We start from the raw sequence: 19,227 nt of genomic DNA, 5'->3' as shown, positions 1-19,227 counted from the left end.
GATCGAATACGGGTGAGGGGGTACAGGTCCCTCGATGGACCTCACGCGTGGAGAGAAGCCCCTCACCCCAACCCTCTCAGCGCGAGCGAAGCTCGTCGCGGCCCCGTAAGAACGGGGAGAGGGAGAAGAGAAACCGCGGAACTGTTGCCCGCGCGCTATGGACGCGATTCCGGGTGGCTGCCATAAGCCTCCGCGAGATGGTGGCCCTGCGAAGCAGTTGGCGGAACCACCGAGTTGCTAACCAATTATGAACCTGTCGCTGTCTATTTGAACCAATAGGGCAGAGTACAGGGGACGAGGACCATGGCAGACCGCGGCGCACTCAAGCTGGTTGGATTTATCTTCGCTACCGCGACGCTGGCAGTGATGCTGGTCGCCGGCATGGTGGTGAAGGGCTATGCCGACGGCGCCTACACCCTGGAAGCCTCGACGGTCGACGCGAGCCGTTAAGAGTGCGTTAACCCTTCGGGCCGGCGTCCCGGCCTCCGCTCAGCGGCTATAGACCAGCGCCAGCACCGCGATCGCGACAGCCAACAATCCGACGAAGCGCAGCATGATCGTGCCGAACTGGTTCGGCGCAGGCCGCAGCGGTATGGGGTCCGTGTTGTCGGGCCGAATGCTTTCCATATGACATGTCCCCGGGCCCGGCCGTAGGCGGCACGGGCGCTTGGCATTGGTCGCCGGGAAGGGGCGGAGGGTTCAAAGCGGTGTATGCCGGCCGACATACTTGCGGGCCGCAAGCCGCCCCCTCCGCCGTCATGCCCCGCGAAGGCGGGGCATCCAGCACGCCGCGGCCTATCGATTCAATCTACCGTCTCGGAATACTGGATCACCCGCCCGCGGGTGATGACACCTGTATTGAGGAGCCTGCGTGCACACCCTCGCACCTCCGAAATCAAAACCGCCGCGCTCCCTTCCGGGAACGCGGCGGCCGGTGATGCGTAGGACTTGCGATCAGCTGTTGCGCAGGCCGTCGGCGGCGCGCTTCCACTGCGCGACGTTGTCGGCGATCATGCGGGTCGACTTCATCGCGGCCTGGCTGAGCTGGGCATAGCCGGAGATCTCGCGCTGGACGCGCTGGCCTTCGGCATGCAGCAGGTCGCGCAGGCTCTCGAGCTCCGAGATCAGATTCTCGATCTCGGCGAGCGAGGTGCCGGCGACGCGCTGAATCAGCGAATTGACGTTGGTGACGGTGGCTTCCGCGCTCGGATCGAGCGCCGGCTCGGCGGCGCCCGACGCCGGACGGCGCAGATAGGCGATGTCGTTGCGCACGAAATCGCGGATGCCGGCTTCAACCTCGGTCACTGCGGCGAGGTTGTTGTCGACGGTTTCGGTCTCGGTTGCTTCAACCTTTTCCGGACGAATGGCGTTCATCGGTGTTCCCCTGTTCGCGTTGAGCGCAGCGCGAGTGTCCCCCGCACGACGAATTCGGCAACCCGACTAGGGCGTCGGATTTTGACCGCAACTTGGCCGAGATACGGCAAGGGCGGACGATTCGGGGGCTTTGCCGTGGCGTATGGTTAGGAGAGTGTGAACGCCGTCGCGGCGAATGATTGCGGCACGGTCGGTGTTCGTCTCCCTCGCCCCGCTTGCGGGGAGAGGGTGGGGTGAGGGGGAGTCTCCGCGGGGACGGTGAGAGTTGGACTCGCGGAGGCTCCCCCTCACCCGGAATTTGCTGTCGCAAATTCCGGCCTCTCCCCGCTTGCGGGGAGAGGCGAAAGACATTCACCAGCTCTTCTTGAAGCCCGCCGTCAGGCTCTTGTTGATCGCGCCTTGCGAGGTCTCGCCGACCGAGCCGGATACGGTGACGTTGTCGAACAGCTTCTGCTCGGCGCCGAACTTGCGCAGCCATTTGTCGTCGGTGGTCGACAGCGTCTGGCCCGCGGTGATGCTGGTGCCGGTGTCGGTGAGGGTGACCTTGGCGGACTGCTCGGTCTCGTAGTTGCGCGTGATGTGACCGCCGACGCCGGGCAGCGCGGTGGTGCCCTGCTGGTTGACGCTGTAGCCGTTCTGGAGTGTCAGCGAAGTGTCGTTCGACAGCGGCACCGACTTGGTGAGCGAGGCGCCGACCTTGCTCTGCTCGGCGCCGGGATCGACGCGGGCTTCCACCGCGGTCTTGTCCCAGATCGAGCCGGCGCCCGGCGCGGTCGCGGCCGCCCAGGCGCTGCCGGAGGATTGCGGCAGGTTGCCGCCATTGGCGGCCTTCTGCGCCAACAGCTCGGACATCGTCCGCGGCTCGCTCGCCACCGTCATGTCGGCGCCGATCCGCGTGTCCCAGAACGAGAAGACCGACTGCTTCACCGCCACCGCGGCCGAGCCGTTCGAATTGGCGTTCGACGACCAGTTCAGGCCGTCCTTGGCGGCGGCCTGCGCGCGCTTCTTGGCGGCGACGATGTCGTTGAGCGTGCCGGCGTCGATCGCGAGCTGGCCCCAGTCGAGCTTGTCGACGTCGATCCCCTTGAGCACGTCGGGATCGTTGACGTCGGGCGCCTCCGCCGCCTCGGCCTCTTCGTCAGGCACCGCCGCCGCCGGCGGAATGATCTGCGCCGAGGCGGTCAGCACCGAGCCGAAAATGAACGCGGCCGCCAGCACCGGCAGCCTGGTCCAGCCAAAACCTGTCGAGAATTCCATCGTCCTGCCCGCAAGCCCAGTTCGCGCCCAGGATGCGGAACCATCGTTGCGAAATTGTGGCGCCTGGCCTTATTTCGAAAATGAACCAACGGGCCGCGCGCAACGCGCGCGCCCGATGACGAGCTTCTCCACGACGGCACCCGGCGGGGCTGGCGGCCAGAACGCGTGTCGCGGGAGCATCAGCCATCGGTCCCGAATTGCGGGGCCCGTTGGTGTCCCCCTCAGCCGACGCCGGTCATCTTCGGCAGATGAATGGCGCGGCCGAGTGCCTGTTCGACCAGATCGAATGTGTCGATCAGCACGCGCATGGTGAGGAGCTTGCCGGCCTTGAACTGGGCGAACTGCGCGACCCGCAAGCTAATCGGCTTGTCGGAATCCAGCGCGGTCAGCGAATAGCGCAGCATCGAGGCGGCGGAATCGACGCCCAGCATGATGCTCTCGCGCTCGAAGCGGCGAACATGGAAATTGTCGGCGAGCTGGCGGATGACGTCGAGCACCGCCGCCTTGCCCTGGCGCGCGCCGAGGAACGGGAACATGTCGATCGGGCCGTAGATCGCCCATTCGACGTCCTCGTCGATCAGGGCCTCGATATCCTCGAACTGCCGGTCGTTGATCGCGCGGTGCAACGCACGCGAGAAACGCCAGAGGCTGTGCTCTGTCATTTTGGGGGCGTCCTGAAACTGGCTTGCAAAAAAACGAAAAACAACCCCATGCACAGTACGCGCCGCGGGGTTGTTCAATTCATTAGTGTACGAACAGATAGGCGATTTCGGCCAAAACGCAAATCACGTTTTTGCAATGCACAATTGAGCGCGCTTTGTGAGATTTGCAATAGAACCCCGTATTTTACCGGTTCCGGCGCGCGGAGCGGTTCCACTGCGCCCGCCTCACATTCGGTGTCGTCCTGGCGAAGGCCCATAACCACCGGCTTCTGCAATGGGCAGGCTGGTGGTTGGCTGCGTACCGCCACACCGGCATTCGGGGTAATGGGTCCTGGCTTTCGCCAGGACGACGCCGGAGAGAGCTACACACCGTCCACCGGCGCGCCCACGATCAGCGGGCCGATCTCGCGTTCCAGCACCTGCTGCACCAGATCGTAGGAATCGATGATCTCGCGGATCTGCGCGATCTGCCCGTCGCGGAGGCTGTAGAACACGGCCATGTCGACCTGGATGATGCGGTCGTTGCTGCGCTTCCTGAGGAACACGCGCAGATAGGCCGCGACCCCATCGCCTTCGGCGACGATCTGCAGCACCTGGTGGCGGGTCTCGGCGTAGCGCGCCTGCACCGTACGCCAGAGCTCGCGCAGCTCGGCCTTGCCATGGCACGGGCCCATGTGCGGCAGCACGTCGATCGGGGCGTGGGTGAGGAAGTCGACGTCGTCGGTGCAGCAGGCGAGAGCGCCCTCGAGATCGTTCTGCGCGAACATGTCGAGCAGATGCAGCACGCGCTGGCGATTGAGCTTCTCGACTGTCATTCCGCCCGTCCTCATTGGCCCCGTGGCGTTGCGCGACGCTAGCGCGCGGCCCCGTGCAGCGGCAATCCGCAAAATCGCAGGGATGTTGCAGACGATATGACGCGCGAGCGCGATGCCAGGTTCATGGCTGCAATTGCGGGTTGAGCGACCGCGCGCCTGCACGAATTCATGCCGGATTCGACTGCGTGGCGCGCCACGCGCATGGCCGATCGCGCAACGCCACGCGCAGCGACCGGTCCACTCCCTCGCCCCGCTTGCGGGGGCGCGACGAGCTTCGCTCGCCCTGAGAGGGTTGGGGTGAGGGGGAGCCTCCCCGGGGACGGTGAGAGATGGACTCGCGGAGACTCCCCCTCACCCGATCGCTTCGCGATCGACCTCTCCCCGCAAGCGGGGCGAGGTGAAATCGCCGCCGGACCGCGTGACCCATCTCACATCACGCCTCCCCCGCCGCGGCTAAATTCATCCGCATGTCATCTGGGAGACGTGCCATGGCCGCCACGATCGCCGCGAGGAAGTCCCGCCTGCGCAACGCGCTCGAAGGCCTCGCGCTGACCGCGACCCTGCAGAGCTTCCCGACCTTCGCCACCGCCGCGATGCTGCTCAAGCTGTTCGGCAACCGCGACCTCGTCGGCGACCCCGGCGTCGCCATCTTCGTCGCCATCGCCTCGCTCGCCCACGCGCTGCTCGCGGTGACCTTCGGCCCGAGCTTCCCCGGCTTCTTCAAGACCGTCTACGAACCAAAGTTCTTCGAGGCCCATTTGTCGCTCACCGAGAAGATCACCGCCTGGCGCACCCAGCCGGTCGCCTCGCTGCAACTCGTGACCATCGTGCTGCTGCTGTCGGTGATGGCCGTGGTGACGGCGAGCGTGGGGTGATCTCTCCGCCCGTCATTCCGGGGCGCCGCAAAGCGGCGAGCCGGAATCCATAGCCACGACTGGCGCAGATGATACTGCGCTGCCTACCTCTTCCTCCACCCACCCCTGTGCCCCGGCTGCCCGCCCGTCGACTTCGGCGCCGGCCCGAACTCCGGCCCCGACTGCCGTGAATCCGTCGGCTGGATGATCCGGCTCGTGCTGCCGAACGGCTTTGCCGGCAGGCTCTGGTTCTCGCGGTAGGGCAGCGATTCCGGGCCGTGCATTTCGTCGAGATGCGGCTTGTGCACCTTCGAGCCGCCGCCTCCGCCGCTGGCCTTGAGCGCGGAGCTCACGGTCTTTTTCTTCATGGCGCTGACCGGCAGATTGGCGGCGTCGCCGTATTTCTTGGTGCCGGCATAGGCGCCGGCCTTGCCCTGCACCGTGCGCTGTTTTGCGGTGGGATCGTCGACCACCGCGAGCTCGGTGGCGCGCAGGCGCTTGACCTCGTCGCGCAGGCGGGCGGCTTCCTCGAAGTTCAGGTCCGCGGCCGCTTCGCGCATCCGCGTTTCGAGATCGCCGAGCACGGCCTCAAAATTGTGGCCGATCGAGATGATGTCGTCGGTCATGTCGTGGCCGCCGACCTCGACCAGCACGTGGTCGCGCTCGTAGACGGAGTTGAGGATGTCGCCGATCTGCTTCTTCACGCTCTCCGGCGTGATGCCGTTGGCGGTGTTGTACTCGACCTGTTTTTCGCGGCGCCGGTTGGTTTCCGCGATGGCGCGCTCCATCGAGCCCGTCATCTGGTCGGCATAGAGGATCACCTTGCCGTCGACGTTGCGCGCGGCGCGGCCGATGGTCTGAATCAGCGAGGTCTCGCTGCGCAAAAAACCTTCCTTGTCGGCGTCGAGGATCGCGACCAGCGCGCATTCGGGAATGTCGAGGCCCTCGCGCAACAGGTTGATGCCGACCAGCGCGTCGAACGCCCCTAAGCGCAGATCGCGGATGATCTCGATGCGCTCGATGGTGTCGATATCGCTGTGCATGTAGCGGACGCGGATGCCCTGCTCATGCAGATATTCGGTGAGGTCCTCGGCCATGCGTTTTGTGAGCACAGTGATCAGGCTGCGATAACCGGCTTGGGCCGTGGCGCGGACCTCGCCGACGAGATCGTCGACCTGGGTGCGGGCAGGTCGGATGTTGACGGGCGGATCAATGAGTCCCGTCGGGCGGATCACCTGCTCGACGAACACGCCGCCGCTCTCGTTCAGCTCCCAGCCGCTCGGCGTCGCCGACACCGCGACCGATTGCGGGCGCATCATGTCCCATTCCTCGAAGCGGAGCGGGCGGTTGTCCATGCAGGAGGGCAGGCGGAAGCCGTATTCGGCCAAGGTCGCCTTGCGGCGGAAGTCGCCGCGGAACATGCCGCCGATCTGCGGCACGGTGACATGGCTTTCGTCGGCGAACACCAGCGCGTTGTCGGGGACGTATTCGAACAGCGTCGGCGGCGGCTCGCCGGGGCGGCGCCCGGTGAGATAGCGCGAATAGTTCTCGATGCCGGCGCAGCTTCCGGTCGCCTCCATCATCTCGAGGTCGAAGGTGGTGCGCTGCTCCAGCCGCTGCGCTTCCAGCAGGCGGCCCTGGTCGTGGAGCTGGTCGAGCCGCTGCTTCAGTTCGGACTTGATCGACTTGATCGCCTGCACCAGCGTCGGGCGCGGCGTCACATAGTGCGAATTGGCGTAGATCTTGATGAATTCGAGCTCGTCCTGCTTGTGGCCGGTGAGCGGATCGAACTCCTCGATATTGTCCACGGTGTCGCCGAACAGGTTCACGCGCCAGGCCCGGTCTTCATAGTGCGCCGGGAAGATGTCGATGACGTCGCCGCGCACCCGGAAGGTGCCGCGGGTGAAATCGGCCTGGGTGCGCTTGTATTGCAGGGCGACGAGATCGGCGATGAGCTGGCGCTGGTCGATGCGCTCGCCCTTCTTCAGCGCAAACGTCATCGCCGTATAGGTCTCGACCGAGCCGATACCGTAGATGCAGGACACCGAGGCGACGATGATGACGTCGTCGCGCTCGAGCAGTGCCCGCGTCGCCGAGTGCCGCATGCGGTCGATCTGCTCGTTGATCGAGGAATCCTTTTCGATGTACGTGTCGGTGCGCGGCACATAGGCTTCGGGCTGGTAGTAGTCGTAATAGCTGACGAAATACTCGACCGCGTTGTCCGGGAAAAAATTCCTGAACTCGCCATAGAGCTGGGCCGCCAGCGTCTTGTTCGGTGCCAGGATGATGGCCGGGCGCTGCGTCGCCTCGATCACCTTGGCCATGGTGTAGGTCTTGCCCGAGCCGGTGACGCCGAGCAGCACCTGGGTGCGGTCGTTGCGGTTGATGCCCTCGACCAATTCCTTGATCGCGGTTGGCTGGTCGCCCTTCGGTTCGTATTCGGACTTGATGACAAAGGGCACGCCGCCTTCGGATTTCTCCGGGCGGGGCGGCCGGTGCGGGGTCCAGATCTTGGTCTCGCCGCCATCGCCCTTGAACTCCGGCCGGCCGTCGCGGATCAGGTTCTCCAGCGCCTCGGCGGTGGCCTTGACGCCGAGCGCCTCCATCTTGTTGCGCGGCGGACGCGCCAGCGCTTCCGCGTCGTCCTCCTCGGTTGGGAGGCCAAGCTGACGCGCCAGTTCCGGATCGAGCGTCGGTATGGTGGCGGCAGTTCCGTAATTGGCCTGCGGCGCCTCTTCAAACGCACCAGCCTCTCCGCTCCCTCCCCCCGGGGAGGGGGGCGAGCCACGGGTCGCGCCCCCTGCGATCGGCCGCGCATCCTGCAAAAACTCTTTCGGCGTCGAGGCGCGCGCGCGATGCGCGGCGGCCTCGCCGCCGGAGCGGCGGTCGCGCGAATTGTCCGGCGGCGGCTGCAGGCCGGTGCCCGATCCAAGCCCGGCATCGCCGCGATTGATCGCGGGATTGAGCAATTCGGCCAGCGCCGGCCCGATCGGCTGCACGTCGGGGCGGTGTGCTTTCGAGTTCGGCGCCTTGGATTTGGGGGATTTGCCGGATTTTTCGGAGGGTGCAGGTTTCTTCGCCATGCCCCGAATATGGGACGAGTCCGCCCCGCGGGAAAGGGGGCACGCTCCGCCTGGCAACAGTTGTCAGCAAGGCGGAGCGAGCGATTTCAATGCAGCATCGTCGCGACGCATTCCTCGATCTGGGCCTTCCGTCCCGGGATATCGGTCAGGAACTGAAATCCGGTGAGACGTTCGACCACCTTCACCGTGGTTCGGAAGCCCTTGAGGTATTCGAGCGCGTCCTTGTCCTCGAACTTCCGGTGATCGATGTTCGGCATGACATAGGCGTTGGCACGCTTGTTGATGGGATCGTAGAGGATCTTGAACAGCGCGATCGGAACCCCGACACCGGCGTCGCACTTCTTCTTCGAGCCGCAGATCGCCGGTCTCTTTGGCGCCTCGAACTTGATCTCGATCTTGCAGGCATTGTTCTTCTTCGTCACCTCGGGAAGAGCATCTTCGTCGTCGGCATAGACCGGCCCGGTGATGACGTAGAGCTCGCCGCGATCCTTCGTGAGGGTGCGAACCAGTTGTTCGAATTCCTTCCAGATGCCGCGGTTGAACCCGAGGCCCTGCTGTGGAACGGCATTCGACAAAATGAAGCTCTCGTCCATCCAGTCGGGGTTGGAGTTGAAGTCGGCGGAGGCGGCCTGGTGCCCGCGATCGAGCTTGCTGCCGGTATAGTCGGCGTCCTTGGCCTGCGCCGAATCGCAGACGCCTTCCTCCGGCTTGAACTTCTTGCTCTCCGGACGCTTGAACTTGCCGCTGACCTGCTTCTTGTTCAGCGCCTCGATCACCCAGAACGGCGTCTTGTCCTCGTTGTTGTGCAGGAGCACGTAGCGGGTGTGACAGACGGGGGTGGCGTCGAGATCGTCGCCACCGGTCGGCAGGCCGATCTTTTCCCAGAGCGGACGGCAATTGTCGGGATCGTTCACCGGCTCTGCCGGAGGCGTTTCGCAAACCTCGGCCCGGACCGGCTGACACAGGGTCAGTCCGAGGCAGGTGAGCCAGCACAGACGCGAGAATTTCCACATGGCTCGCCTCCGGCCTCAACCATTCGCGCCGGGCGGCGTGGTCGTGGACCTGCGGCCCCGTGCCGGTTTGCTTGCGGCGGGAGCCGCGGTCTGCTCCTGCTTGCGCTCCGACGAGCTCACGGTTTTGGACACGACATAGGTGCCGCCGCTGATGCCGAGCAATGCCAGCACATTGCCGGGAATTTCGATCAGCGTTCCGGCCTCGATGCACAGCAACAGATAGAGTCCGGCAATGACGAACGTGAAGATCAGGAACTGGAAGCGCGAGAGGCTCGCCTTCGGCGGCGATGTCTCGTTAGGTGCTTGCGGCTCGGACAGGAGTCCCGTCAGCGCCTCGGAATCGCTGAACAGCTTCCAGAGGACCAGCGCGGCAAATCCCAGCAGAATGATCGAAATGACGACAAAGCCCCACCACGAAATCCATTGTGCAGTCATGAAATCCCCCTCTTAAAAAAAACTAGTTTCGTATACTCCTTCGCGCGATCTTCCCGGCCAGGTAGAGTCCGTTGCCGCCGGTCAGCAGCGTCACGAGGTTTTCCGGCAAATCGGGCATCGACATCGATCCGGTTGGCGTCGTGACGATCCCGGTGTTGAGCGCGTGGATCGTATAGGCGGCCAGCACGGCGGGAACGATGGCGGCCGCGGCCACCCGTTCGGGATCGACGCTGTCATCTCTGGAGGGGTCGCTGACGAGCATGCCGCTTGATGCGATGTCATCGCGCAGCACGCGAATGAGCACGAGCAGCAGCATCGCGCCGAACCACGCGAGCAAGCCGAATGCGAGACATTTGCCGATCGTCGTCATCAGCCTGGCACCCCCCGGAACAGGCTGCCACATCGCGTAGCCTAATTCAATCAAAGGTAGTGCAAAAAATCCGCGGTTGTTGGACTTCCGGCTCGGTCGCAGCCGGGCCCTTGCCTCGGGAGATCAGAGAACCTCTCCTCCCCGGCAGGCCAGCTGTGCAAGTCCGATTTTAGCGGCCCGGGTTTCGGAGCGCCGTCACGCCGCCGGCTGCGGTCCCTCGTCGCCCTCGGCCGCCTGATACGGCTCGAGGATGTCGAGATGGATCCCGCCGCAATCGGTGCAGCGCATGGTCCAGTACTCGCATCCGGCGCGGCCGCCGATCACACGGAGCACCGTGAGATCGCCGTCGCATTCCGGACATTTCGATTGCACGTCGCGGGCGTAGATCCGCGGGCGCGCTGTGTCGATTTCGATGATTGACATGAACGGTACCCCCTCTTGCGCCGCGCTGTCTCTCTGGTCGATTGAAATTCCGCTGGCCTACTCGCCGTCGCTGTCGTCGGCGCGCCGGCGGAAGCGATCGATGTGGTGCTTGGCATCGGCAATCGCGGCGTCGGGATCGGGCCAGGCGAAGCCGACCTCCATGGCCGGAAACAGCACGCCGTCGATGGCAACCGGGCTGAAATCGGCGCGCCGGATCCGGGCGTGCCACAGCCCCTGGCCAGCTTCGAAGGATTCGATGTCAAAGCCGTCGTAAATGGTCGTCATTGTAGTCCCCAAATGTCTCGTTCAAGTGTCTTGAAACTGTGTTGTTGGAGGGTCAGGGGACCATGTTTCCGGCCTTGCGTATGTGAAGCCGTTCACAAGCCGCGGGCTTTTTTGCCCCAGGGACGCGTTGAGGGCGTCAGTTCCGCGCCGCAGTACGGCCGATCCGCCTGACCGGCCGGGCCGCGGGCCCGGCCGCCGCGCGCATGATCCAGCGGCGGAACGCGGCAAAGTCGCGCTGCTCGGTCTGGAAGCTGCGATAGAGCAGGTACCAGCGCATGCCCTTGGGCACCGAGAGGTCGAACGGCGCCACCAGGCGTCCGGCAGCGAGATCGTCGTCGATATAGGGCCGGATGCCCATGGCGATGCCGAGCCCGTCGGCGGCGGCCTGGAGGGCCTGGCCGTAGAACTGGAACTCGGGGCCGCGCGCATTGATCCTGGTGAGGCCGGCGGCCTTGAGCCAGATCGGCCAATCCTCCGGCGAATGCGCGACGCGGATCAGGCTCGGGCCCTTCAGATCGGCCGGCCGCTTCAGGGTCGCGGCGAGCCTGGGCACGCAGACCGGCGTGAGGTCGCCGGCAAATAGCGGCTCGGCCACCAGCCCGGGCCAGTCGCCGGTGCCGAGCTTGATGCCGCAGCTCCAGTCCTCGCCGAACGGCACCGACGCGCCGCCGGTGGTGAAGCGCACCTCGATGTCGGGCTCCTCGTTGCGAAACTCCGACAGCCGCGGGATCAGCCAGCGCATCGCGAAGGTGTGGCCGACGCCGATGGTGAGCACGCGGACGCCGGAGGGCGCCGTCACCTGCGCGGTGAGGCTCGCCAGCGCATCGAAGATCGGCGTCAGCCCGCTCTGATAGGCGCGGCCTGCTGGCGTCAGCACGAGCTTGTTGGCCTTGCGCTCGAACAGCGCGACGCCGAGCCGCTCTTCCAACAGATGCACCATGCGGCTGACGGCGGCCGCCGACACGTTCAGCTCGACGCCGGCCGCGGCAAAGCTGCCGGTCCGCGCCGCCGCCTCGAATGCCTTGATGCCGTTGAGAAACAGCAGCCGCCGCAAATGCCTCGACCCTCAGAAAAGCTGATGCCAGGGCAAGATAACTCAGTTTGCGCGAGCGGGGCAAGCGGGGCAGAAATATCAGCGCAGTTCACGTTGATTTGTAAGAGGCGCCGCGGCCCTTCGCCTCTCCCCGCGTGCGGGGAGAGGCCGGAAGCCAAGCGCAGCTTGGATTCCGGGTGAGGGGGAGCCTCCGCGAGTCCAACTGCTACCTCCCCTCGCGGAGACTCCCCCTCACCCCACCCTCTCCCCGCAAGCGGGGCGAGGGAGAGCGCACAGTTTGCGTCCCTCACTCGCTACAGGAGACCCCCCGTGACGCCCATCATGATCGCTGCCCTTGGATTGCTGATGGTGGCTACCGCGTTCCTGTCGGGGCTGTTCGGCATGGCGGGCGGACTGATCCTGATCGGCGTGCTGCTCGCCCTGATGCCGCTGCCGACCGCGATGGTGCTGCATGCGATCACGCAGATGGCCTCGAACGGCTGGCGCGCGTTCCTGTGGCGGGCGCATATCCGCTGGCGGCCGGTCGCGAACTACATGGTCGGCGCGACCATTGCGCTCGCCGCATGGTCGCTCACCCGCTACGTGCCGGACAAGCCGATGGCGCTGCTGCTGCTCGGCATCACCCCGTTCATGGCGCGGCTGCTGCCGTCAAACATCAAGCCGGATCCCGACCGTCTCTGGCAGGGTACGGTCTATGGCACGATCTGCATGGGCTTGATGCTGATGACCGGCGTGTCGGGTCCGCTGCTCGACACCTTCTTCCTCGGCGGCGAGTTCGGCCGGCGCGAGAAGGTGGCGACCAAGGCGATGTGCCAGCTCGTCAGCCATTTCACCAAGCTGATCTATTTCGGCGGCATCATCGACCAGGCCGCGAGCCTCGATCCCGTGCTCGCCGGCGTCGCGATTCTCGCCTCGATGCTCGGCACCACGCTGGCGCGGCGCATCCTCGAAGCCATGACCGACCAGCAATTCGTGGTCTGGTCGCTGCGCCTGATCAACACCATCGCCTGTTACTACATCGCCTATGGCGGCTGGCTCCTGGTTCGGACCCCGGTGCTGGCGGCCTTCGACAAGGGAGGTTTGCAATGAGCGAGACCGCCGATCCGCTGGTGCTGGACTTCGTCGAATGGGTCGCGCGCGAGCCGCGCGCCTATGCCGAGGTGGTCGCGACCTGGAAGACCTCGTGCCCGCGCCTCACCATCTGGGAAGACGCCGCCGACCGCGGCTACGTCGCGCGCGAGACGCTTGCGGGTGTCGGGCTGGTCATCGCGGTGACGGAGGATGGCGAGCGGTTGTTGCGAACGCACGGGCGGTGACTTCTTCGCCTCTCCCCGCTTGCGGGGAGAGGCCGGAATTTGCGCAGCAAATTCCGGGTGAGGGGGAGTCTCCGCGAGTCCGTCTCTTACCGTGATTGCGGAGACAGCCCCTCACCCCAACCCTCTCCCCGTAAGAACGGGGAGAGGGAGAAGAAGCAGCGCGGCACCTCTCTCCACATCGTCATTGCGAGCGCAAGCGAAGCAATCCAGAATGTCCCTGCGGCGGCAGTCTGGATTGCTTCGTCGCAAGAGCTCCTCGCAATGACGGAGCATGTGGAGCCCGCCAGTCATGTCACTCAAACTCTACGAACTCGTCGGCACCGACACCTCGCGCCCGTTCAGCCCGTATTGCTGGCGCACGCGCCTCGCGCTGGCGCACAAGGGGTTGTCGGCGGAATCGCTTCCCTGGCGCTTCACCGAGAAAAGCGCGATCGCGCCGCACGGCTCCGAGAAGGTCCCGGTGCTGTTGCATCACGACAGGCCGGTGGTCGATTCCTGGGCAATCGCGAATTATCTCGAAGACAATTTTCCCGATAGCCCGTCGCTGTTCGGCGGTGAGGGCGGCCGGGCCATGGCGCGCATGATCAACGCCTGGGGCGACATCGCCATCGTCGGCGGCATCTTTCCGCTGATCGTCGCCGACATTCCGACGAATCTGGCTGACGTCGATGCCGCTTATTTCCGGCAATCGCGCGAGGCGCGATTTGGCGGCAAGACGCTGGAGGAGATCATGGCGAGCCGCGATGCCGGCGTGATCGCGTTCCGCAAGTCGCTCGAGGTGATGCGGCAGACCTTGAAGAAGCAGGCCTATCTCGGCGGCGATGCGCCGAACTACGCCGACTACATCGTGTTCGGCGGCTTCCAATGGGCGCGCGTGGTCAGCCCGTTCAAGCTGCTGGAGGCGGACGACCCGATCTATGCGTGGCGCGACAAGCTGCTCGATGCGTTCGACGGCATGGCGCGGACCTCGCCGGGGCACGCGGTGTAGCAGATCGGAGGGCGGGCTCGGCCGAAGGCGCGAGCCCGACTTGCGTCAGAACTTGTAGGCGATGCCGAAGCGGCCGATGTCGCTGCGCAGCTTGGTCGAGACGTTGAACGTCGCAGTGGGCGTGTTGCCGGTTGTGACCAAGCCGGAGGTGGAGACCGAACCGAGGTCCACGTGCAGATATTCCCCGCTCACCACCCAATGTGGCGTGATCGCATAGTCGATGCCGGCGCCGACAGTCCAGCCGACCCGGGTCTGGCTGGCCGCGGCCGTCTCGAATTCCAAGCCGAATCCGAGCGGCGAGAAGCCCACATAGGTGTTCGAATATTTGACGTCGCCGATGGCGACACCGCCGGTGGCGTAGAACAGTGCCTTGTCGACCGCATAACCGATGCGGGGGCGAATGGTCGCGAGCCAGTTGGTCGAGACGGTTGTTGTGAACGCCGCGGTGCCAAGGGGGAAGGTCAGGAACGGACTGCCGGCCGTCGCGACCATCTTGTCGAAGTGGCGCCACGAAATGTCGCCTTCGACACCGGCGACGAAACTGCCCCATTGCCGATTGTAACCGGCCTTGCCGCCGACGATCGCACTGGTTCCCGATAGGCCCGGCGAACCGATGGCGTTCAGTCCGGGAATGTCGGCGGGGAAGTAGAGCGGAATCGCTCCGTTGACAGCGCTGAGACTCGTATCGGCGTTGGTCCAGCTCGCGCCAGCGGTTCCGCCAACGTAAAATCCCGTCCAGCTGAACGGCGCGACCGCCGGCAAGGCCTTGTAGACCGGGGCCTGCACGTCAGCTGCCGCCGCCGCGGAGACGGACGCCATTCCTCCGATGGCCGCGAAGAGCGCGACTCGTGAGAAGCAAATTCGTGCCATGGAAACCCCTAACCGATGAAATCTCAGGTAGCTCAGTAGCAGGGGGCCGGCCGATGGGCTGTCCCTGAAATGTCACGCCGCTGCTCGGCAACGGCGTCGAGACTGACATGATGATGCTCGTGACGACATCGGGCAGGAAATATCCGATCGCGCGGAAGCCGCCGGGGCATGCGGTGTAGCTGCCGCGCTCACTCTCTCCCCGAGGTCGTCCTGGCGAAAGCCAGGACCCATACCGCGTGATCTATCGCGTGCGGTCGGTCGCAGTACCGAACGACGAGTCGTCGCCAAACATCTCCCTGGGGTAATGGGTCCTGGCTTTCGCCAGGACGACAGCGGAGGTGGGCGCGTACTCGCGTCTCACGCGCACAGTCGCGGACTACTTCGCCGCGCTCGCCGCCGCCTCCCGCAAACATGACCGGCACAGGCAATCCTCGCCCTTGACCGGCATCGGCAGGCGCGCGGTCTCCTCCGCGCACCAGCAGGTGCCCGAGAGGTCGCAGCCAAACTCGGTGCCGCAGCGGGAGCAGGCGAGGCGGCGCGGTGCCGGTTCCTGCGTTGAGGATTCTTTCGGAATTGTCATGATTTGCGCAAAAGCTTGGCCGTCATTTTCATGTCGGGTTCATCTCCCGCTGCGGTATATTACGCGCCGCGCGCACGCTCGCAAAGCGCTCAGGACAAATTGATGGCCCGCGATTCGCAAGCCGCCCTCGTTGCGCTCAACCGCTTCGGCTTCGGTGCCCGCGGCGGGGCGTCCGGCGATCTCATCAACGCGGCGTCCGACCCGCGCGGTTTCGTCAAGGCGGAGCTCGCCCGCCCCAACGGCGTGCTGCTGGAGGCCCCGGGCCTGCAATCGACGCCGCAGCTGGGCCAGGCCGTGTTCGCCTATCAGGACCAGGTCAAGCAGGCGCGCGAGGCGGCGGCGAAAGCCGGCGCGACGACCGAGGCGCCGCCGGCGCCGGCCGATCAGAAGCCCGGGCTGCGCCGCAATCTCTCGCTGAACACCGTGGCGACCGAGATCGCCGGCCAGATGACGGAAGCAAAACCGGCGGACAATGCCGCCAGGAACGACAGCATCAAGCCCGACAGCATGCAGCCCAGTGCCGCCGCACCGCCCGCCGCAAAGCCCGCACCGCAGCCGCTCAACGTGATCCAGAAGACGTTTCGCGCGGAGGCGCTGGCGCGCCTGCAGCGCGCGACACTGGTCGAGTGCGGTTTCACCGAGCGGCTGGTGACGTTCTGGTCCAACCATTTCTGCATCTCCGCGAGCAAGGGCGAACTGGCGCGGATCTGGGCCGGTGCGTTCGAGCGCGAGGCGATCCGCCCGCATGTGCTCGGGCGTTTCGCCGACATGCTCAGGTCCGCCGAGCAGCACCCGGCGATGCTGTTCTTTCTCGATAACCAGCAATCGCTCGGGCCGGAGTCACGCGCGGGGCAGAATCGCAAGCGCGGGCTGAACGAGAATCTCTCGCGCGAGATCATGGAGCTGCATACGCTCGGTGTCGGCGGCGGCTACACCCAGGACGACGTCACCTCGCTGGCGCGCATCATCACCGGCTGGACCTTTGCCGGCCGGCAGGGCCAGCTCGGTGCGCCCGGCTCGTTCGTGTTCAACGCCAATGCGCACCAGCCGGGGCCGCAAGTCCTGCTCGGCAAGAGCTATGAGGCGACCGGCCTTGCGCAGGGCGAGGCCGCGCTCGCCGACATCGCCCGCCATCCGTCGACCGCGAATTTCATCGCCACTAAATTCGTCCGTCATTTCGTCGCCGACGATCCGCCGCAGGTCCTGGTGGCGCGATTGCGCGACGTCTTCGTCAAGACCGACGGCGATCTCAAGGCGCTGGCAACCGCGCTGGTCGATTCCGACGAAGCCTGGAAGGCGCCGCTGACCAAGATGCGCAGCCCATACGATTTCCTGGTCGCGAGCGGCCGTCTGCTCGCGCGCGTGCCGGAGGATCCGGGCGGCTATCTCAACAATCTGAACCTGCTCGGCCAGCCGCTGTGGACCCCCGCAGGCCCCAACGGTTTTCCCGACACCAACGCGGCGTGGGCTGCGCCGGAAGGCATCAAGCTCCGGCTCGATATCGCCGCACAAATGGGTGCGCGGCTTGGGCCCAACATCGATCCGCTCGACCTGCTGGAATTCGCGGCAGCGGATGCGGCCTCGGTCGAGACGCGGCGGACCATCGAGCGCGCGGAGTCGCGCCAGCAGGCGCTGGCGCTGCTGTTGATGTCGCCGGAAATGCAGAGGAGATGATGATGATCGACTGCGTCGAGAACCGGCTCCTCACCTCGCGCCGCGGCCTGCTGCTCGGCGGCGCCTCCTTCGCGGCCTGGGCCTATCTGCCGAAATTCGCGCGCGCGGCCGACGGACGCGATCCCCGGCTGATCGTGGTGATCCTGCGCGGCGCACTCGACGGGCTCTCGACCGTCGCGCCGGTCGGCGATCCCGACTATGCCGGCCTGCATGGATCGATCGCGCTCACGGCGGATGGCGCGCATCCCGCGATCATGCTCGACTCGTTTTTCGCGCTGCATCCGGCGATGCCGGAATTCGCACGCATGTACCGCGACAGGCACGCGGCGGTGATCCACGCGGTTGCGACGCCCTATCGCGACCGTTCGCATTTCGACGGCCAGGACGTGCTCGAGAGCGGATATGCCGGCCCCGGCCGCGTCCAGTCGGGCTGGCTCAATCGCGCGCTCGAAGCGCTGCCGCGCGGCGAGCGGGTGTCCTCAGGTCTCGCGGTCGGTCCCACCACGCCGCTGGTGCTGCGCGGCAATGCGCCGACCGTCGGCTGGGCGCCGGTCGCGCTGCCGCAGGCCGACGACGACACGGCGATGCGGCTGGTCGATCTCTATCGTCACCGCGACCCCGTGCTGGCGTCAGCCCTGTCGCAGGGCCTTCAACTCGACAAGGTCGCGAGCGGCGACGACATGAAGCCGAAGGGTGGCAACCAGGTCGCGCAGATGCGGCAGGTGGCGCGCGGCGCGGCAAAACTGATGGCGGCCGACGACGGCCCGCGCATCGCGGCACTCGCCTTCGACGGCTGGGATACGCATGCCAATGAAGGCGGGCCTGTGGGGCGTCTGGCGTTCCTGCTCGGCGGGCTCGACGGCGCGCTGGCCGAATTCGAGAGCGGGCTCAGTGAGCGCTGGCGCGACACCGTGGTCGTCGTCGCCACCGAGTTCGGCCGCACCGCGCGCATCAACGGCACCGACGGCACCGATCACGGCACCGGAACGATCGCGCTGCTCGCCGGCGGCGCGGTGAAGGGCGGCCGCGTCATCGCCGACTGGCCCGGCCTCAAGCTCGCCAATCTCTACGAGGGGCGCGACCTCAAGCCGACCACGGACTTGCGCTCCGTGATCAAGGGCGTGCTGCAGGGACAGTTCGGCCTGTCCGATCGCGTGCTGGCGGAGACGGTGTTCCCGGACAGCGCGAGCGCGAGACCGATGAAGGGGCTGGTGACTTAACCTCTCCCCGCTCTTTGCGGGGAGAGGTCGGATTGCCCCGGCGATGCGAAGCATCGTCCGGTGCGATCCGGGTGAGGGGCAGGGCACTCTGTTGCCACAACCAAAATCCCTCCGACTCGCAAGACGATTGCGATCGGACGCCTTCCAGCTAAAATTCAACCGAGTACGCGGAGGCAGCCCCTCACCCCACCCTCTCCCCGTAAGAACGGGGCGAGGGAGTGAGAGAGCGGTGCGTCCCTTACAGCGGGGTTTAGTTGGAAGACCTATCGAGATGCACTTAACCTCTCCCCGCCCTTCTGCGGGGAGAGGTCGGATCGCGCAGCGATCCGGGTGAGGGGCAAGGCAATGCGTGGCCACGATGAGAAGTCCATCCGACGTGCACGACGACTGCGCGTGGATCAAACAGATGCAGAGACGGTGCTCTGGAATCGAATCCGCAATCGACGCATCGATGGCAACAAGTTCGTCAGGCAGGAACCGATCATCGGCTACATCTGCGATTTCGTGTGTCGCGAGAAGCGGATCGTCATTGAAGTCGACGGCGGGCAGCACAATGAATCCGTTGCAGATGCTATTCGTGATGAACGCCTGGGGGAAAAGGGTTACAAGGTGCTTCGTTTCTGGAACAACGACGTCCTTGGGAATATCGAAGGTGTTCTCACCGTAATTCAGACCGAACTCGCGGAGGCGGCCCCTCACCCCACCCTCTCCCCGTAAGAACGGGGCGAGGGAGCGAGAGGGCGGTGCGTCCCTCACAGGGGCAGAACCAATCGAATGATCGCCAAGTATGTGCGGCGCGTCTTAACCTCTCCCCGCTCTTTGCGGGGAGAGGTCGGATTGCCCCGGCGATGCGAAGCATCGTCCGGTGCGATCCGGGTGAGGGGCAGGGCACTCTGTTGCTCAAATGGCGGTCCATCCGACTCGCACAACGACCGTGCGCGCACCACGCGCATC

Annotated in this window: 22 protein-coding genes; 8 read left to right on the top strand and 14 right to left on the bottom strand. The window is 65.5% G+C overall.

Going from position 1 to position 19,227, the window contains the following annotated elements:
- Positions 1-303 precede the first annotated feature (303 nt).
- Positions 304-450 carry a hypothetical protein gene (locus tag ACXJMY_RS32540; protein WP_164938884.1) on the top strand — a complete coding sequence of 49 codons (147 nt, stop codon included), beginning with the start codon at positions 304-306 and terminating at the stop codon, positions 448-450.
- A gap of 39 nt (positions 451-489) precedes the next feature.
- Here ACXJMY_RS32540 and ACXJMY_RS32535 read toward each other — a convergent pair whose 3' ends face one another.
- From ACXJMY_RS32535 to ACXJMY_RS32515, 5 genes are all read right to left on the bottom strand, one after another.
- Positions 490-627, bottom strand: a complete 138-nt coding sequence (locus tag ACXJMY_RS32535) for a hypothetical protein (RefSeq protein WP_247986264.1) — start codon at positions 625-627, stop codon at positions 490-492.
- 327 nt (positions 628-954) lie between these two features.
- On the bottom strand, positions 955-1,374 hold the full coding sequence (locus tag ACXJMY_RS32530) for a hypothetical protein (protein ID WP_456623437.1): 420 nt from the start codon (positions 1,372-1,374) through the stop codon (positions 955-957).
- A gap of 351 nt (positions 1,375-1,725) precedes the next feature.
- Positions 1,726-2,631 carry a hypothetical protein gene (locus ACXJMY_RS32525; RefSeq protein ID WP_456623436.1) on the bottom strand — a complete coding sequence of 302 codons (906 nt, stop codon included), beginning with the start codon at positions 2,629-2,631 and terminating at the stop codon, positions 1,726-1,728.
- A gap of 221 nt (positions 2,632-2,852) precedes the next feature.
- Entirely contained in the window at positions 2,853-3,293 is a 441-nt protein-coding gene (locus tag ACXJMY_RS32520) for a nuclear transport factor 2 family protein (RefSeq protein WP_456623435.1), read from the bottom strand.
- Positions 3,294-3,655: 362 nt separating this feature from the next.
- A complete protein-coding gene (locus tag ACXJMY_RS32515; RefSeq protein WP_456623434.1) occupies positions 3,656-4,108 on the bottom strand; it encodes a nuclear transport factor 2 family protein in 453 nt (150 codons plus the stop codon).
- Positions 4,109-4,596: 488 nt separating this feature from the next.
- Between ACXJMY_RS32515 and ACXJMY_RS32510 the strand changes: the two genes are divergently transcribed.
- Positions 4,597-4,983 carry a hypothetical protein gene (locus ACXJMY_RS32510; RefSeq protein WP_456623433.1) on the top strand — a complete coding sequence of 129 codons (387 nt, stop codon included), beginning with the start codon at positions 4,597-4,599 and terminating at the stop codon, positions 4,981-4,983.
- Positions 4,984-5,066: 83 nt separating this feature from the next.
- Here ACXJMY_RS32510 and uvrB read toward each other — a convergent pair whose 3' ends face one another.
- The 7 genes from uvrB to ACXJMY_RS32475 form a co-directional block, all read right to left on the bottom strand.
- A complete protein-coding gene (gene uvrB / locus ACXJMY_RS32505) occupies positions 5,067-8,045 on the bottom strand; it encodes an excinuclease ABC subunit UvrB (RefSeq protein WP_456623432.1) in 2,979 nt (992 codons plus the stop codon).
- 86 nt (positions 8,046-8,131) lie between these two features.
- A complete protein-coding gene (locus tag ACXJMY_RS32500) occupies positions 8,132-9,058 on the bottom strand; it encodes a DNA/RNA non-specific endonuclease (protein WP_456623431.1) in 927 nt (308 codons plus the stop codon).
- A 15-nt stretch (positions 9,059-9,073) separates the two neighbouring features.
- Positions 9,074-9,493 (bottom strand): hypothetical protein, encoded by a 420-nt coding sequence (locus ACXJMY_RS32495; RefSeq protein WP_456623430.1) that lies wholly within the window; start codon positions 9,491-9,493, stop codon positions 9,074-9,076.
- Positions 9,494-9,515: 22 nt separating this feature from the next.
- Positions 9,516-9,863: a hypothetical protein gene (locus tag ACXJMY_RS32490; protein WP_456623429.1), complete on the bottom strand. Its 348-nt coding sequence runs from the start codon at positions 9,861-9,863 to the stop codon at positions 9,516-9,518.
- A gap of 195 nt (positions 9,864-10,058) precedes the next feature.
- Positions 10,059-10,286, bottom strand: a complete 228-nt coding sequence (locus ACXJMY_RS32485) for a hypothetical protein (protein ID WP_456623428.1) — start codon at positions 10,284-10,286, stop codon at positions 10,059-10,061.
- A 57-nt stretch (positions 10,287-10,343) separates the two neighbouring features.
- Positions 10,344-10,571 carry a hypothetical protein gene (locus tag ACXJMY_RS32480; protein ID WP_456623427.1) on the bottom strand — a complete coding sequence of 76 codons (228 nt, stop codon included), beginning with the start codon at positions 10,569-10,571 and terminating at the stop codon, positions 10,344-10,346.
- Between the two features lie 136 nt (positions 10,572-10,707).
- Positions 10,708-11,625, bottom strand: a complete 918-nt coding sequence (locus tag ACXJMY_RS32475) for a LysR substrate-binding domain-containing protein (RefSeq protein WP_456623426.1) — start codon at positions 11,623-11,625, stop codon at positions 10,708-10,710.
- Between the two features lie 309 nt (positions 11,626-11,934).
- Here ACXJMY_RS32475 and ACXJMY_RS32470 point away from each other — a divergent pair, with 309 nt between their 5' ends.
- The 3 genes from ACXJMY_RS32470 (at position 11,935) to ACXJMY_RS32460 (ending at position 13,929) form a co-directional block, all read left to right on the top strand.
- The gene (locus tag ACXJMY_RS32470; RefSeq protein ID WP_456623425.1) at positions 11,935-12,714 is read left to right on the top strand and encodes a TSUP family transporter; all 780 of its coding nucleotides are present in this window, start codon (positions 11,935-11,937) and stop codon (positions 12,712-12,714) included.
- Positions 12,711-12,941, top strand: a complete 231-nt coding sequence (locus ACXJMY_RS32465) for a hypothetical protein (protein ID WP_456623424.1) — start codon at positions 12,711-12,713, stop codon at positions 12,939-12,941. The genes ACXJMY_RS32470 and ACXJMY_RS32465 overlap by 4 nt, the downstream gene beginning before the upstream one ends.
- A gap of 289 nt (positions 12,942-13,230) precedes the next feature.
- Positions 13,231-13,929: a glutathione S-transferase family protein gene (locus tag ACXJMY_RS32460; RefSeq protein ID WP_456623423.1), complete on the top strand. Its 699-nt coding sequence runs from the start codon at positions 13,231-13,233 to the stop codon at positions 13,927-13,929.
- Between the two features lie 45 nt (positions 13,930-13,974).
- Here the strand turns inward: ACXJMY_RS32460 and ACXJMY_RS32455 are convergent, their stop codons facing one another.
- Both ACXJMY_RS32455 and ACXJMY_RS32450 read right to left on the bottom strand, forming a co-directional pair.
- Entirely contained in the window at positions 13,975-14,748 is a 774-nt protein-coding gene (locus ACXJMY_RS32455) for an outer membrane protein (protein WP_456623422.1), read from the bottom strand.
- Between the two features lie 427 nt (positions 14,749-15,175).
- Positions 15,176-15,379 carry a cysteine-rich CWC family protein gene (locus tag ACXJMY_RS32450; RefSeq protein WP_456623421.1) on the bottom strand — a complete coding sequence of 68 codons (204 nt, stop codon included), beginning with the start codon at positions 15,377-15,379 and terminating at the stop codon, positions 15,176-15,178.
- Positions 15,380-15,481: 102 nt separating this feature from the next.
- Here ACXJMY_RS32450 and ACXJMY_RS32445 point away from each other — a divergent pair, with 102 nt between their 5' ends.
- The 3 genes from ACXJMY_RS32445 to ACXJMY_RS32435 all read left to right on the top strand — a co-directional run bounded on the left by ACXJMY_RS32445 (position 15,482) and on the right by ACXJMY_RS32435 (position 18,990).
- Positions 15,482-17,053, top strand: a complete 1,572-nt coding sequence (locus ACXJMY_RS32445) for a DUF1800 domain-containing protein (RefSeq protein ID WP_456623420.1) — start codon at positions 15,482-15,484, stop codon at positions 17,051-17,053.
- Positions 17,054-17,055: 2 nt separating this feature from the next.
- Positions 17,056-18,273 (top strand): DUF1501 domain-containing protein, encoded by a 1,218-nt coding sequence (locus ACXJMY_RS32440; RefSeq protein ID WP_456623419.1) that lies wholly within the window; start codon positions 17,056-17,058, stop codon positions 18,271-18,273.
- Positions 18,274-18,618: 345 nt separating this feature from the next.
- A complete protein-coding gene (locus ACXJMY_RS32435) occupies positions 18,619-18,990 on the top strand; it encodes an endonuclease domain-containing protein (protein WP_456623418.1) in 372 nt (123 codons plus the stop codon).
- Positions 18,991-19,227 lie beyond the last annotated feature (237 nt).

This window comes from Bradyrhizobium sp. P5_C12, assembly GCF_054049735.1.
Note: the sequence above shows the minus strand (reverse complement) of the source record. Positions and strands in the feature narration are given on the sequence as shown.

What these genes read in the sequence shown, in the direction of transcription:
- ACXJMY_RS32450 (WP_456623421.1), bottom strand. Translation starts at nt 15,379, where the DNA reads ATGACAATTCCGAAAGAATCCTCAACGCAGGAACCGGCACCGCGCCGC.
- ACXJMY_RS32490 (WP_456623429.1), bottom strand. Translation starts at nt 9,863, where the DNA reads ATGACGACGATCGGCAAATGTCTCGCATTCGGCTTGCTCGCGTGGTTC.
- ACXJMY_RS32445 (WP_456623420.1), top strand. Translation starts at nt 15,482, where the DNA reads ATGGCCCGCGATTCGCAAGCCGCCCTCGTTGCGCTCAACCGCTTCGGC.
- ACXJMY_RS32440 (WP_456623419.1), top strand. Translation starts at nt 17,056, where the DNA reads ATGATCGACTGCGTCGAGAACCGGCTCCTCACCTCGCGCCGCGGCCTG.
- ACXJMY_RS32480 (WP_456623427.1), bottom strand. Translation starts at nt 10,571, where the DNA reads ATGACGACCATTTACGACGGCTTTGACATCGAATCCTTCGAAGCTGGC.
- ACXJMY_RS32460 (WP_456623423.1), top strand. Translation starts at nt 13,231, where the DNA reads ATGTCACTCAAACTCTACGAACTCGTCGGCACCGACACCTCGCGCCCG.
- ACXJMY_RS32520 (WP_456623435.1), bottom strand. Translation starts at nt 3,293, where the DNA reads ATGACAGAGCACAGCCTCTGGCGTTTCTCGCGTGCGTTGCACCGCGCG.
- ACXJMY_RS32495 (WP_456623430.1), bottom strand. Translation starts at nt 9,493, where the DNA reads ATGACTGCACAATGGATTTCGTGGTGGGGCTTTGTCGTCATTTCGATC.
- ACXJMY_RS32485 (WP_456623428.1), bottom strand. Translation starts at nt 10,286, where the DNA reads ATGTCAATCATCGAAATCGACACAGCGCGCCCGCGGATCTACGCCCGC.
- ACXJMY_RS32465 (WP_456623424.1), top strand. Translation starts at nt 12,711, where the DNA reads ATGAGCGAGACCGCCGATCCGCTGGTGCTGGACTTCGTCGAATGGGTC.
- ACXJMY_RS32525 (WP_456623436.1), bottom strand. Translation starts at nt 2,631, where the DNA reads ATGGAATTCTCGACAGGTTTTGGCTGGACCAGGCTGCCGGTGCTGGCG.
- ACXJMY_RS32540 (WP_164938884.1), top strand. Translation starts at nt 304, where the DNA reads ATGGCAGACCGCGGCGCACTCAAGCTGGTTGGATTTATCTTCGCTACC.
- ACXJMY_RS32510 (WP_456623433.1), top strand. Translation starts at nt 4,597, where the DNA reads ATGGCCGCCACGATCGCCGCGAGGAAGTCCCGCCTGCGCAACGCGCTC.
- uvrB (WP_456623432.1), bottom strand. Translation starts at nt 8,045, where the DNA reads ATGGCGAAGAAACCTGCACCCTCCGAAAAATCCGGCAAATCCCCCAAA.
- ACXJMY_RS32435 (WP_456623418.1), top strand. Translation starts at nt 18,619, where the DNA reads ATGCGTGGCCACGATGAGAAGTCCATCCGACGTGCACGACGACTGCGC.
- ACXJMY_RS32500 (WP_456623431.1), bottom strand. Translation starts at nt 9,058, where the DNA reads ATGTGGAAATTCTCGCGTCTGTGCTGGCTCACCTGCCTCGGACTGACC.
- ACXJMY_RS32530 (WP_456623437.1), bottom strand. Translation starts at nt 1,374, where the DNA reads ATGAACGCCATTCGTCCGGAAAAGGTTGAAGCAACCGAGACCGAAACC.
- ACXJMY_RS32455 (WP_456623422.1), bottom strand. Translation starts at nt 14,748, where the DNA reads ATGGCGTCCGTCTCCGCGGCGGCGGCAGCTGACGTGCAGGCCCCGGTC.
- ACXJMY_RS32535 (WP_247986264.1), bottom strand. Translation starts at nt 627, where the DNA reads ATGGAAAGCATTCGGCCCGACAACACGGACCCCATACCGCTGCGGCCT.
- ACXJMY_RS32515 (WP_456623434.1), bottom strand. Translation starts at nt 4,108, where the DNA reads ATGACAGTCGAGAAGCTCAATCGCCAGCGCGTGCTGCATCTGCTCGAC.